Raw genomic sequence first — 13175 nt, 5'->3', positions numbered from 1 at the left:
GCTGCGCGTCGCAGGCACCGTGCTCTGTGGCGTGGGTGCGATGGCTCCCGGCTGGGCGGTCGCGGACGGCGCCGCGCACGGGCTCATCATCAAGCTGCGCGACGCGAGCGATGGCTCGGCCGCGCCGCCGGGGAAGCTGCAGCGCGTGCTCGCCGAAGCCGGCATCTCGGCCCGCGCGCGTGGGGTCGGCCGGCGCTCGCAGCACCTCGATTTCGGCCGGCGCCTGAGCGCCGAAGAGGCCAGGAGCCTCGGCGAGCGCCTCGCGCGGCAGCCCGAGGTCGAGTGGGTGGTGCCCAACGAGCGCGAGCGCCGGCTCACCGTGCCGGCCGATCCGCTGTTCGCCTCGTCGTTCTCCAGCAGCGGCCAGTGGTGGCTGTTCGCCGCAGGCGGCAGCAACGCCAATGACATCGAGGAGAGGCGCCGCGGCGTGCCCGGCGTGCAGAGCGCCTGGTCGACGACGACCGGCAGCGCGGTGCCGGTGGTGGCCGTGCTCGATACCGGCATCACGGCGCATCCGGATCTCGGTGCCGGCGTGCTGCCCGGCCACGACTTCGTCTCGACCGTGGAGTACGCCAACGACGGCGACGGCTGGGACGCTGACGCCAGCGACCCCGGCGACTGGGTCAGCGACACCGACCGCTCGGCGGACCCGGTGCTGTTCGGCGATTGCGACGTCGACGACAGCTCCTGGCACGGCACCATCATTGCCGGCATGCTCGCCGCCGCCACGGACAACGGCGTGGGCGTCGCGGCGGCGAACTGGAACGCTCGGGTGCTGCCGGTGCGGGTGGCAGGCAAGTGCGGCGCCGAGGTGGCGGACATCATCGCCGGCATGCGCTGGGCCGCCGGCCTGCAGGTGCTCGATGGCCGGGGCCTGCCCCTGCCGATCAACCCGAACCGTGCGCGCGTGCTGAACATCAGCTTCGGCGGCAGCGCGCCCTGCAACGCGGCCTACCAGGAGACCATCGACGAGCTGGCGGCGGCGGGCGTCATCATCGTCGCGGCGGCTGGCAACGAGCACGGCGCGGTGGCACGGCCGGCCAATTGTCGCGGCGTGGTGGGCGTGGCGTCGCTGAACCGCGACGGCTTCAAGTCCAGCTACTCGAGCTTCGGCACGCAGGTGGCCCTCGCCACGGCGGGTGGCGATCCCCGGCAGATCGGCGCCTGGGGCATGGACCTCGGCGACGACGCCTTGCTGACGGTCTCCAACGCCGGGACGCGCCGGCCGGGCAGCGGCACCTATGCGCGCGCCGCGGGTACCAGCTTCGCCGCGCCGCTGGTGGCGGGCGTGGCCGGGCTGATGCTGTCGGTGAATCCTTCGCTCAGTGCGCGGCAGCTCGTCGACGGCCTGCAGCGCAGCGCGCGGCCGCACGTGGTGTCGCCGAAGATCGCGCAGTGCTCCGAGCGGAACCCCGGCCGCTGCCTGTGCACCACCTCGACTTGCGGCGCGGGCATCCTCGACGCCACCGGGGCCCTGCAGTACGCCGCCGATCCGGGCGGCTACGTGCCGCCGGCGCGCCAGCCCGAGGTCATCGACAACGCCGACGTCGACGCCGCCGTGGCCCTGGGTGCCGACCGGCCGGCGAACGCGTCCGTGCCCCCGGCGGCCTCGACCGGCGACTCGGGAGGGGGGGCGCTCGGCGCGTCCTGGCTGGCCGCGCTGGCCCTGGCCGTGGCCGCGCTCAGTTGGCGCAGGGGACGAAGCCTCGGCCCAGTGCAGGCGACCTGATCGTCGCCAGCCTGTCCGCCAGCGCCGCGTCGGCGTTCTGCACGCGCAGCATGTGCAGCGTGGTCGGCGCCGCCAACTCGACGACGCGCGCACTGCGCACGCCGCGCTGGCCGAGTTGGGCAAGCGACTGCTCGGCCGCCGCTCGCTCGTTGAAGCGGCCCAGGGACAGGCCCGGTGTGTACTCGGCCGGCGTGGTCACCTCCTGGTAGCTCACGCGGTTGCGCTTGAGCTCGTCCTGCTGCCTCGCCAGCGCGTCGCGATTCGGGTAGCGGCCCAGGTAGACCATCCAGCTGCCGGGGCGTTCGATCGTCACGTCGACCCAGCTGCCGGCGGGCAGCGCCGGCTGCAGGGCCTGCAGCGCGGCGACCGCCGACACCGAGGCGCCGGTGGCGAACGGCCCGGCCTCCAGGCAGGCGCCGCGCAGCGGCGCGCTGGCCGCCGATGCGGCGGGCAGCGGTGCGCCCGGGACCGTCCGCGGTGTCAGGGCGGCGCTGGCTGCCGACGGCGTCAGCACCACGACGAGGTCGGGGTTCTTCTGCCGCGCCAGCCGCTGCGGCTCGCGCTCGGGATGCGGGCGCAAGCCGGTCGCGCCCTCGAGCCAGCCACGCGTCCAGGCAAAGAACAGCAGGTTGGCCAGGACGAGGAGCAGGACGATCATCCGCAGCATGGCTATCGCGCGACGGCGCCCGGGTCGAGCCGCACGCTCACCTCGCCGCTGGTCACGGCGACGGTCCCTGCAGGGGTCTGCACCTGCAGAGCGCCGCGTTCGTCGACGCCGCGCGCCATCCCCTCGGCCAGGCCTTGCTGGGTGGTGCGCACTGGCTGGCCGAGGAGCAGGTCGCGCCGGGCGTACTCGGCCCGAAAGCCAGCGAACCCCTCGGCGTCGAAGCGCCGCAGCGCCTGCGCCAGGGGCAGCGCCAGCCGATGCAGCGCTTCGGGCGCGGTGACGGCATCGTCGAGTTCCTGCAGGCAGGCAAAGCCGGTGCTGGTGTCGTCGGCCCGCATCGGCTTGACGTTCAGGCCGATGCCGATCACGGCCAGGCGGGTGCGGCCCGCGGCCACGGTCTCGATCAGCACCCCGCCGAGCTTGCGGCCACGCGCCGGGCCGTCCATCAGCCAGAGGTCGTTGGGCCACTTCAGACCGACGCGCGGCGCGCGGCCGGCGTCGGGCGGGTCCAGCGCATCGGCCAGCGCGAGGCCGACCACCAGCGACAGGCCCGACCAGTCCTCGCGCACGATCGGCAGCGACAGCGAGAAGGTCAGCGACGCACCCGGCGCCGACTGCCAACTGCGGCCCAGGCGGCCGCGGCCGTTCGTCTGGTGCTCGGCGACGAGCAGACACGGCTGGATGTCCGCGGCGCGGCGGCCGAACGCGGCGCTTTCCACGCTGCGATGCACCAGCACATCGGCGTTGTCGGGCTCGGGCCGCACCTCGACGCGGGCGCGCTCGAGCAGCGCGCTGTTGGTGGACGTGCAGCGTTCCACGACCTCGACGCTCAACCCGGGCAGCAGCGGGCGCAGCTGCTGCCACAGCGCCTCGGCTCCCCAGTGCAGCGGCGGCTCGGCCATGGCATCCGGTCGATCAGCGCTTGCGAGCGAGCATGGTGCCGCGGCACTTCTTCGAGCCGCAGTGGCAGGCAAACTGCTTCTTCAGCTTCGCCGTGTACTTCTCGTCGATGATCAGCCCGTAGTCGTAGAAGAGTTCCTCGCCCGGCTTGATGTTGCGCAGCGCCTTGATGAAGACGCGGCCGTCGATCTCGTCGGCCTCGCAGTTGGGCTCGCAGGCGTGGTTGATCCAGCGTGCCGCATTGCCGCCGTGCTTCGCGTCGATGACGTTGCCGTCGTCGATGTGGAAGTAGAAGGTATGGTCGGGGTCCTTCGGGTCGTGAGGATGGCGGCGCAGCGCCTCGGGCCAGTCGATCACCTCGCCCTTGTACTCGATGATGACTTCGCCCTTCTTCAACGGCTTGAGCGCGAACACCCCCTTGCCGTGCACGCCGGAGCGGCGGACCTGGATGCGGCGGCCGCCCGTGGCCTGGGCGGCCGGGTGGGACTTGCCGTTGGTTGCTTGCGCCTTCATTGACTTTGGGTACATTGAATTCAGGGGCGCGCGCGTGTGCGTGCGTGCGCGCGAAGCCCGGATTGTATGGAGGATGCGGCGCGAGCCCGCCATGAGAACCTTGCACGAGACACCATGACCAAGTCACTCATCATTGCCGAGAAGCCCTCTGTCGCGCAGGACATCGTGCGCGCCCTGACGCCGATTGCGGGCAAGTTCGACAAGCACGACGAGTACTTCGAGAACGACAAGTACCTCGTCACCTCGGCCGTCGGCCACCTCCTGGAGATCAAGGCGCCGGAGGAATTCGACGTCAAGCGCGGCAAGTGGAGCTTCGCGCACCTGCCGGTGATCCCGCCGCATTTCGACCTCAACCCGATCGACAAGAGCAAGAGCCGGCTCAATGCCATCGTCAAGCTGGTCAAGCGCAAGGACGTGGGCGAACTGATCAACGCCTGCGACGCGGGGCGCGAGGGCGAGCTGATCTTCCGGCTCATCCAGCAGCACAGCAAGAGCAAGCACCCGGTCAAGCGGCTGTGGCTGCAGAGCATGACGCCGGCGGCCATCCGCGAGGGCTTCGAGAAGCTGCGCAGCGACGAGGAGCTGCGCGGCCTGGCCGAGGCTGCGCGCAGCCGCAGCGAGGCCGACTGGCTGGTCGGCATCAACGGCACGCGCGCGATGACCGCGTTCAACTCGCGCGACGGCGGCTTCTTCCTCACCACCGTGGGCCGGGTGCAGACGCCGACGCTGTCGATCGTCGTCGAGCGCGAGGAGAAGATCCGCAAGCACGTGGCGCGCGACTACTGGGAGGTCAAGGCCACCTTCGCCGCGCAGGCCGGCGAGTACGAGGGCAAGTGGTTCGACCCGAAGTGGAAGAAAAACCCCGACGATCTCGAGCAGCGCGCCGATCGCCTGTGGAACGAGGCCGACGCGCAGGCGATCGCCCAGGCCTGCCGTGGCGAGCCGGCCAGCGTCGCCGAGGAGGCCAAGCCGAGCACGCAGGCGAGCCCGCTGCTGTACGACCTGACCACGCTGCAGCGCGAGGCCAATTCGCGCTTCGGCTTCTCGGCGAAGACCACGCTGTCGATCGCGCAGGCGCTGTACGAGAAGCACAAGGTGCTGACCTACCCGCGGACCGACTCGCGCGCCCTGCCCGAGGACTACCTGCCGGTGGTGAAGCAGACCATGCAGATGCTCGCCGAGGAGGACCTGCCCGGCCCGCTGCGCGAGCTGAGCGGCCATGCGCGCAAGGCGCTCGCCGAGCAGTACGTCAAGCCGGCCAAGCGCGTGTTCGACAACGCCAAGGTGTCGGACCACTTCGCCATCATTCCGACGCTGCAGGCGCCGAAGAGCCTGACCGAGGTGGAGGCCAAGCTCTACGACATGGTGGTCAAGCGCTTCCTCGCGGTGTTCTACCCGAGCGCCGAATTCATGGTCACGACGCGCATCTCGACCGTGAAGAAGGATGGCAGGGAGTTCAACTTCCAGACCAACGGCAAGGTGCTCGTGAAGCCGGGCTGGCTGGCCGTCTATGGCCGCGAGGCGCAGGAGGACGATGCCACGCTCGTGCCGGTGGCCTCCGGCGAGGCGGTGCGCACCGACAGCGTGGCCGTGACCGCGCTGAAGACCAAGCCGCCGGCGCGCTACACCGAGGCCACGCTGCTGTCGGCGATGGAAGGCGCGGGCAAGCTGATCGACGACGACGAGCTGCGCGAAGCCATGGCCGAGAAGGGCCTGGGCACGCCGGCCACGCGCGCGGCGATCATCGAAGGCCTGATTCTCGAGAAGTACATGCACCGCGAGGGTCGCGAGCTGGTGCCCTCCGCCAAGGCCTTCCAGCTGATGACGCTGCTGCGCGGGCTGGGCGTGGAAGACCTGACCAAGCCCGAGCTGACCGGCAACTGGGAGTACCAGCTCGCCGAGATGGAGAAGGGTCGGCTGCAGCGTGAAGCCTTCATGGCCGAGATCGCCGCGATGGCCGAGCGCATCGTGCGCAAGGCCAAGGAGTACGACCGCGACACCATTCCGGGCGACTACGCGACGCTGACCGTGCCTTGCCCGAACTGCGGCGGCGTGGTGAAGGAGAACTACCGCCGCTTCGCCTGCGCCGGCAAGGACGGCAACAGCGAGGGCTGCGGCTTCTCGATCAGCAAGATCCCCGGCGGGCGCAGCTTCGAGCTTGACGAGGTGACGCAGTTCATCGCCCACAAGAAGATCGGCCCGCTGGAGGGCTTCCGCTCCAAGGCGGGCTGGCCGTTCACCGCCGAGCTCAAGCTCGCCTACGACGACGAGATCAAGAACTGGAAGCTGGAGTTCGACTTCGGCGAGGACGCCAAGAAGGCCGAAGGCGACGGCGAGCCGGTGGACTTCTCCGGCCAGGAGTCGCTCGGCGCGTGCCCGAAGTGCCAGGGGCATGTCTACGAGCACGGCAGCAGCTACGTCTGCGAGCACGCCGTGGGCGCCCACGTCACCTGCGACTTCAAGAGCGGCAAGATCATCCTTCAGCAACCGGTGGCGCGCGAGCAGATGACCAAGCTGCTGGCCACCGGCAAGACCGACCTGATGGAGAACTTCGTCTCCAACAAGACGCGGCGAAAGTTCAAGGCGCGCCTGTCCTACGACAAGAAGGAGGGCAAGGTGATCTTCGAGTTCGAGCCGCGTGCGGCGAAGAAGGTGCCGGCCAAGAAGGCTGCGGCGAAGAAGACGGCTTGAGCAGGCTGCCACCCTGCCTGTCGCGCCACGGCGAGCATTGCTGGCTCGCGGTCAGCGTGGTGCCGAACGCCAGGCGCACCGGCGCCGACGGGTTGCACGACGGTGCGCTGAGAGTGCGGCTGGCCGCGCCGCCGGTGGACGGCAAGGCCAACGACGTGCTGGTGCAGTGGCTGGCCGAAGAACTCCACCTGGCGCGGCGCCACGTGGCGCTGGTGCGCGGCCAGACGGCACGGCGCAAGGTCGTGGCGATCGACGCGCCGCAGCAGCAGGTGCTGGACTGGCTGCGCGGCCTGCTGCCGGCCGATCAGCCCTGACCGACGATGGAGGCGGTGGCCACCAGCTCCTCGAACAGTGCCATCGACACCTGTCCCGACACCGCATAGGGGTCGAGCACCGCGGTCTCGGAGTACTTCAGCAGCAGCGCCGGGTTCAGCCGCGCGAGGTTGACCTGGCCCATCGACCATCCGGCGAAGCGGCGTTCGCCGATCTCCTCGTAGCGCAGCAGCACCACGTCGCGGTGGCGCTTGTCGGCGGCGATGCGGTTGTACAGCGCGTTGACCTGCATGCGCCCGCCCTCGAGCAACTGCAGGAAGATGCCACCGGAGAAGCACAGCACCCCGGTGATGCCGTTGGCCGTGTTCTGCGCCTTGGACTGGCGCAGGATGGCCAGCAGCGCCTCCTGGTCGACCGCGTCGGCGGCGCGGCTGGCGTACATCAGGCGCACGAGCATGTCAGTTCCCGTTCTTCTTCGACAGCAGGGAGAGGAATTCTCGCCGCAGGTTGGCGTCCTTGAGGAAGGCGCCGCGCATCACCGAGTTGGTCATCATCGACTCGTCGTCCTTGACCCCGCGCCAGTGCATGCAGAAGTGGTCGGCTTCCATCACGATGGCCAGACCGTCGGGCTTGACGCGGTCCTGCAGCTCGTTGGCGAGCATGGTGACCGCCTCTTCCTGGATCTGCGGCCGGCTCATGATCCAGTCGCAGATGCGCGCGTACTTCGACAGCCCGATCAGGTTGCTGAATTCGTTGGGCAGCACGCCGATCCAGACCTTGCCGAGGATGGGGCACAGGTGGTGCGAGCAGGCGCTGCGCACCTTGATCGGGCCGACGATCATCAGCTCGTTCAGGCGCGAGAAGTTCGGGAACTCGGTGACCGATGGCATCGGCGTGTAGCGGCCGACGAACACCTCGCTGAGGAACATCTTCGCCACGCGCTTGGCGGTTTCCTGCGTGTTGTGGTCGCTGTCGGTGTCGATCACCAGTGCGCGCAGCACCTCCTGCATCTTCGCCGCGACCTCGGCCTTCAGCTCCTCGAGCTCGCCGTCCTCGATGAAGTCGGCGATGTTGTCGTTGGCGTGGTAGCGGCACTCCGCGCCCACCAGCCGGTAGCGGATGCGCTCCGAGGCGGGCAGTCGCGAGAGCTCCTCCTCGCTGCGGAAGATCGGGGTGGCTTGTTCGGCAGGCATGGTCCGGTCACGATTCGTCAAACACCACAGGGTAGCGCAGCCGGGCGGCCGGCGCAGCCGGGTGCCGCCCTGCCCGTAGACTGCGCGCGGTGAATGTCCCCGCCTCGCTCCCGCTCGCGCAACTGCTGACCCATGCCGCCGCCGCCGTGCAGGCCGTGCGCGCAGGTGCCAGCCTCACCGATGCGCTGGAGCGTTGCCCTGCGGCCGCCCGGCCGGGCGCGCAGGCGCTGAGCTTCCACGCGCTGCGCTGGCTGGGTGGCGCGCTGGCGGCGCGCCAGCGCCTCGTGCCGAAGGCGCCGCCGGCCGCGCTCGACGCGCTGCTGCTCACGGCGCTCGCGCTGCTCTGGCCAGGGTCGGGCACGCCCTATGCGGAACACACGCTGGTCGACCAGGCGGTGGTGGCGGCGAGGCAGCGCGGCGGTTTCGTCAACGCGGTGCTGCGCCGCTTCCTGCGCGAACGCGAGGCGCTGCTGGCCGCGCTCGAGAACGACCTGACGGCGCGCTACAACCATCCGCGCTGGTGGATCGATCGGCTGCAGCGCGACTGGCCGCAGCGTTGGCAGGCGGTGCTGGAGGCCGACCAGCAGCGCGCGCCGATGACGTTGCGCGTCAACCGGCGCCGCAGCAGCGTCGCGGCCTATATCGCGCGGCTGGCCGAGGCCGGCATGACGGCCTCGGCGCTGCCCGGCACGCAGGCCGTCGTGCTGGCCCAGCCCGTGCCGGTGCAGCAGCTGCCCGGGTTTGCCGACGGCGACGTGTCGGTGCAGGACGCTGCCGCGCAGCGCGCCGCGCCGCTGCTCATCGGCGCGGGCCTGCCGGCCGGCGCGCGGGTGCTCGACGCCTGCGCCGCACCGGGCGGCAAGACGGCGCACCTGCTGGAGCTGGCCGACCTCGACCTGCTGGCGCTGGACAGCGACGCGCAGCGGCTGGCGCGCGTGCACGACACGCTGACGCGGCTGCACCTGAGCGCCGGCACGGTCGCTGCCGACGCCGGCGACCCCGCCAGCTGGTGGGACGGTCGGCCGTTCGACGCCATCCTGCTCGACGCGCCGTGCAGCGCCTCGGGAATCGTGCGCCGCCATCCCGATGTGCGCTGGCTGCGCCGGTCCAGCGACATCGCGGCGCTGGCGCGCACCCAGGCGCGGCTGCTCGACGCGCTGTGGCCCACGCTGCGGCCGGGCGGCAGGCTGCTGTACTGCACCTGCTCGGTGTTCAAGGCCGAGGGCCAGGAGCAGATCGACGCTTTTTTGCAACGCCACGGCGATGCCGCACCGGCCGCCGACCCCTCCGTGCCCGGCCACCTGCTCCCGCTGCCCGACAATCAGCCTGATCGTTCGCCGCCACCGGCTGCCGCATCGGCGGACGGGTTCTTCTACGGCCTGCTCCTCAAGACCTGAATCCCGCCCAACCCATGCGCAGCGCGGCACGCTCGACCCACCGGCCAGGCCCCCGCGCAGCGAACGGCAGGCGCCGCCTCGGGCGCTTGGTCGCGCTGATCGTCGCCGCGTGGCTCGCCTGGTGGTCGGCCGGCGCCCTGGCCGACGGCACCGAGCTGTCCGCGTTCGAGGTGCAGCGAGGCGAGGACGGCCTGACCATCGACTACGCGATCAACTTCGAGCTGCCGCGCGGCCCCGAGGAGGCGCTGGCCAAGTCCGTGCCGCTGTACTTCGTCGCCGAGGCGGAGGTGTTCCGCGACCGCTGGTACTGGCGCGACAAGCGCGTCGCCAGCGCCTCGCGCATCTGGCGCATCGTCTACCAGCCGCTCACCTCCAACTACCGCGTCACCTTCGCCGGCATCAGTCAGAGCTACGCCACGCGAGCCGAGGCCTTTGCCGCCATCCGCCGCGGCGTGAACTGGAAGGTCGCCGAGCCTTCACAGCTGGAAGAGGGCTCGAGGCACTACGTCGAGTTCAACTTCCGCCTCGACACCTCGTTGCTGCCACGGCCGATGCAGATCGGCATCGGCTCGCAGCCGGAGTGGGCGCTGTCGGTCGAGCGCACGCAACGCTTCGACTAGCGCGTCGAAACCCGGCGTCTGCCGCTGAGATCCCACCGCGACCATGAAGAAGGCGACCCGCTGGGCCTGGATCGTCGCGCTGGTGGCGGTGACCGGCGCCGGCCTCGTGCTCGCCTTCCTGCTCTCGGTGGCCACCAACAGCCCTGCCCTGTATGAACGCCACTACGTCTGGCTGTTCTGGGTCAACGTCACGGTGGCCGCGCTGCTGCTGCTGGTCATCGGCATCGCCTCGGTGCGGCTGGTGGTGCGGGTGCGCAGGCGCAAGTTCGGCAGCCGGCTGCTGCTCAAGCTGGCGGCGATCTTCGCCCTGGTCGGCGTGGTGCCGGGCATCCTGGTCTACACGGTCAGCTACCAGTTCGTGTCGCGCAGCATCGAGAGCTGGTTCGACGTGAAGGTGGAGAGTGCGCTCGACGCCGGCCTCAACCTCGGCCGGGGCACGCTCGACGCGCTGGTCAACGAACTCGCCAACCGCACGCGCCTGGCCGCCGAGAAGCTCGCCGAAAGCGGATCGTCCGCTGCGCTGCTGGAAGGGCGCGGCGGCAGCGCGACGACACTGGCGCTGGAGCGGTTGCGCGAGCAGCTCGCCGTGCAGGAGGTGGCGATCGTCAGCGCCTCGGGCCACTCGCTGCTCTCGGCGAGCAGCAGCGCCGCCGGGCTGTTGCCGGAGCGGCCGGGCGCGACGATGCTGCGCCAGGCGCGGCTGCAGCGCGTCGTCGGCCAGCTCGAGGGACTCGACGAGGACGCCGGCAGCGCGGCGCAGGGCCGCATCCGCGTGGTCGCCCTGGTGCCGAGCGCCAATTTCGCGCTCGCCGAACAGGAGCGCTACCTGATGGTGCGCCAGCTGCTGCCGGCGACGCTGACGGCCGATGCGCTGTCGGTGCAGACGGCCTACCGCGAGTACCAGCAGCGTGCGCTGGCGCGCGACGGCCTGCGCCGCATGTACATCGGCACGCTGACGCTGGCGCTGGTGCTGGCGGTGTTCGGTGCTGTGCTGCTGGCCGCGCTGCTCGGCAACCAGCTCGCCAGGCCGCTGCTGCTGCTCGCCGAGGGAGTCGACCAGGTGGCGCACGGCGACCTCAGCGCCAAGCCGGTGTTCGCCTCGCGCGACGAACTCGGCGGCCTGACGCGGTCGTTCGCCGACATGACGGAGCAGCTCTCCGAGGCGCGCGCGCTGGTGCAGCGCAGCGTGCGCCAGGTGGAGGGCGCACGCGCCAACCTGCAGACCATTCTCGACAACCTGACCGCGGGCGTGATCGTGTTCGACCGCGAGGGCCGCATCGACACCGTCAACCCGGGCGCCACGCGCATCGTCAAACTGCCGCTGTCGGCCTACCGCGGGCGGCGTCTCGACGAGGTGCCGGGGCTGGAAGGCTTCGCCAAGAGCGTGTGGCAGCGCTTCGAGCTGCATGCCACCAGCCCCGAGGCCGGCGAGCGCGATCACTGGCAAGACAGCTTCGATCTGCAGACGCAGGACTCGCAGGGTCGCGACCGCGATACGCTGACGCTGCTGGTGCGCGGCGCGGCCATGCCGCAGGGTGCGCGGCTGATGGTGTTCGACGACATCACCGAAGTCGTCTCCGCGCAGCGCACCGAGGCCTGGAGCGAAGTGGCGCGGCGGCTCGCCCACGAGATCAAGAACCCGCTCACGCCGATCCAGCTCTCCGCCGAGCGGCTGCAGCACAAGCTCGAAGCCAAACTGGAGGGGCCGGACCAGACCATGCTCGCCAAGTCCGTCGCCACCATCGTCAACCAGGTGCAGGCGATGAAGGCGCTGGTCAACGAGTTCCGCGACTACGCGAGGCTGCCGGCGGCCCAGCTGAAGGCCCTGGACCTGAATGCCCTGGTCGCCGAGGTGCTGGGCCTGTACGTCACCGCGCAGGAGTCGGGTCGGCTGCATGCCGAATTCGGCCAGAACATGCCGCTGATCGTCGGCGACAGCACGCAGCTGCGCCAGGTCATCCACAACCTGGTGCAGAACGCGCTCGACGCCGTGGCGGACAAGCCCGACGGCCGCGTCCTCGTCCGCACCGAGGCGGCGCGCACCGAGCAGGGCGACGTGCGCGCCGTGCGCCTGCAGGTGCTCGACAACGGCCACGGCTTTCCGGAGAAGGTGCTCAAGCGAGCCTTCGAGCCCTACGTCACGACCAAGAGCAAGGGCACGGGCCTCGGCCTGGCGGTGGTGAAGAAGATCGCCGACGAGCACGGCGCGCGGGTGCGCATCGCGAACCTGGGGGTGGCGCGCGACGTCGCCGCGGGCGACACTGCGGCGCCTCCGGGCGCCGCCCCTGCGACGGGGGCGCAAGTTTCGCTATCATTTTCCAAGTTCGCTCCGGCCGACGGCCACTCGGCCGCCACGGCTGCCACCGAGAGCCGGACGCACTGACCATCCATGGCGATCATTCTTGTTGTAGACGACGAACTCGGCATCCGCGCGTTGCTGTCGGAGATCCTGACCGACGAGGGCCACACCGTCGAAGTGGCCGAGAACGCTGCCGAGGCGCGCGCCTGCCGCGAGCGCCTGCGCCCGGACCTCGTGCTGCTGGACATCTGGATGCCCGACGTGGACGGCATCACGCTGCTGAAGGAATGGGGCGCCACCGGCTTGCTCACGATGCCGGTGATCATGATGAGCGGGCACGGCACGATCGACACTGCGGTCGAGGCCACCAAGTTCGGCGCGATGGCCTTCCTGGAGAAGCCGGTGACGCTGCAGAAGTTGCTGCGCGCCGTCGAGCAGGGCCTGGTCAAGCCGGCGGCGGGACATCGGCAGGCGTCGCCGGCGGCGGTCCCGCACCACAACCACCATCTCGGCGAGGGCGCGCTGACCGTCGAGGCGGCGATGCCCGGTAGCTCGATGTTGCCGTCTGCGCCGCTGATGCTGGGGCCCCAAGCCGAGCAGAGCTTCGACCTCGACCGCCCGCTGCGCGAAGCGCGCGATGCCTTCGAGAAGAGCTATTTCGAGTTCCACCTCGCGCAGGAGAACGGCAGCATGACGCGCGTGGCGGAGAAGACCGGCCTCGAGCGCACGCACCTGTACCGCAAGCTCAAGCAACTCGGCGTGGACCTCTCGCGCAACAAGCGCGGCGGGGCACTCTGATCCGGAGGGCCCCGCGCCTGGGCTATACTTCGCGGTTCCTGGCCAAGTAGCTCAGTTGGTAGAGCAGCGGATTGAAAATCCGCGTGTCGGTGGTT

12 protein-coding genes are annotated in these 13175 nt (G+C 70.5%); 7 read left to right on the top strand and 5 right to left on the bottom strand.

The features are described from left to right. Positions 1-40 precede the first annotated feature (40 nt). Entirely contained in the window at positions 41-1729 is a 1689-nt protein-coding gene (locus Q0599_RS20140) for a S8 family serine peptidase (protein WP_298833557.1), read from the top strand. Here the strand turns inward: Q0599_RS20140 and Q0599_RS20135 are convergent. Genes Q0599_RS20135 through Q0599_RS20125 form a run of 3 tightly spaced genes read right to left on the bottom strand, consistent with a single transcriptional unit; the run spans position 1683 to position 3809 of the window. Further along, entirely contained in the window at positions 1683-2396 is a 714-nt protein-coding gene (locus tag Q0599_RS20135) for a hypothetical protein (protein ID WP_298833556.1), read from the bottom strand. The genes Q0599_RS20140 and Q0599_RS20135 overlap by 47 nt on opposite strands. A gap of 2 nt (positions 2397-2398) precedes the next feature. Beyond that, positions 2399-3298: a biotin--[acetyl-CoA-carboxylase] ligase gene (locus tag Q0599_RS20130; RefSeq protein WP_298833555.1), complete on the bottom strand. Its 900-nt coding sequence runs from the start codon at positions 3296-3298 to the stop codon at positions 2399-2401. Positions 3299-3311: 13 nt separating this feature from the next. Continuing rightward, the gene (locus tag Q0599_RS20125; protein ID WP_298833553.1) at positions 3312-3809 is read right to left on the bottom strand and encodes an SET domain-containing protein-lysine N-methyltransferase; all 498 of its coding nucleotides are present in this window, start codon (positions 3807-3809) and stop codon (positions 3312-3314) included. A 114-nt stretch (positions 3810-3923) separates the two neighbouring features. On the opposite strand from Q0599_RS20125, the gene Q0599_RS20120 reads away from it, so the two are divergent. Together Q0599_RS20120 and Q0599_RS20115 are read left to right on the top strand one after the other, a co-directional pair. Continuing rightward, entirely contained in the window at positions 3924-6500 is a 2577-nt protein-coding gene (locus Q0599_RS20120) for a DNA topoisomerase III (protein WP_298833551.1), read from the top strand. Further along, the gene (locus tag Q0599_RS20115; protein WP_298833548.1) at positions 6497-6814 is read left to right on the top strand and encodes a DUF167 domain-containing protein; all 318 of its coding nucleotides are present in this window, start codon (positions 6497-6499) and stop codon (positions 6812-6814) included. Before Q0599_RS20120 ends, Q0599_RS20115 begins: the two co-directional genes overlap by 4 nt. Here the strand turns inward: Q0599_RS20115 and Q0599_RS20110 are convergent. After that, positions 6805-7230 carry a BLUF domain-containing protein gene (locus Q0599_RS20110; protein ID WP_298833545.1) on the bottom strand — a complete coding sequence of 142 codons (426 nt, stop codon included), beginning with the start codon at positions 7228-7230 and terminating at the stop codon, positions 6805-6807. The two genes, Q0599_RS20115 and Q0599_RS20110, sit on opposite strands and share 10 nt — an antisense overlap. 1 nt (position 7231) lies before the next feature. Then, the gene (gene folE, locus Q0599_RS20105; RefSeq protein WP_298833543.1) at positions 7232-7966 is read right to left on the bottom strand and encodes a GTP cyclohydrolase I; all 735 of its coding nucleotides are present in this window, start codon (positions 7964-7966) and stop codon (positions 7232-7234) included. An 89-nt stretch (positions 7967-8055) separates the two neighbouring features. On the opposite strand from folE, the gene rsmB reads away from it, so the two are divergent. From rsmB to Q0599_RS20085, 4 genes are read left to right on the top strand one after another with little or no spacing between them, the layout of a single operon-like run. Then, positions 8056-9363, top strand: a complete 1308-nt coding sequence (gene rsmB / locus Q0599_RS20100) for a 16S rRNA (cytosine(967)-C(5))-methyltransferase RsmB (protein ID WP_298833540.1) — start codon at positions 8056-8058, stop codon at positions 9361-9363. Between the two features lie 14 nt (positions 9364-9377). Beyond that, positions 9378-9983, top strand: a complete 606-nt coding sequence (locus Q0599_RS20095) for a DUF4390 domain-containing protein (RefSeq protein ID WP_298833537.1) — start codon at positions 9378-9380, stop codon at positions 9981-9983. 43 nt (positions 9984-10026) lie between these two features. Continuing rightward, on the top strand, positions 10027-12366 hold the full coding sequence (locus Q0599_RS20090) for an ATP-binding protein (protein WP_298833534.1): 2340 nt from the start codon (positions 10027-10029) through the stop codon (positions 12364-12366). A gap of 6 nt (positions 12367-12372) precedes the next feature. Next, on the top strand, positions 12373-13080 hold the full coding sequence (locus Q0599_RS20085; RefSeq protein WP_298833531.1) for a response regulator: 708 nt from the start codon (positions 12373-12375) through the stop codon (positions 13078-13080). The last annotated feature ends 95 nt before the right edge of the window (positions 13081-13175 follow it).

The organism is uncultured Piscinibacter sp. (genome assembly GCF_937952055.1).
Taxonomy (GTDB): domain Bacteria; phylum Pseudomonadota; class Gammaproteobacteria; order Burkholderiales; family Burkholderiaceae_C; genus Piscinibacter.
This window is presented reverse-complemented; position numbering and strand designations above follow the sequence as displayed.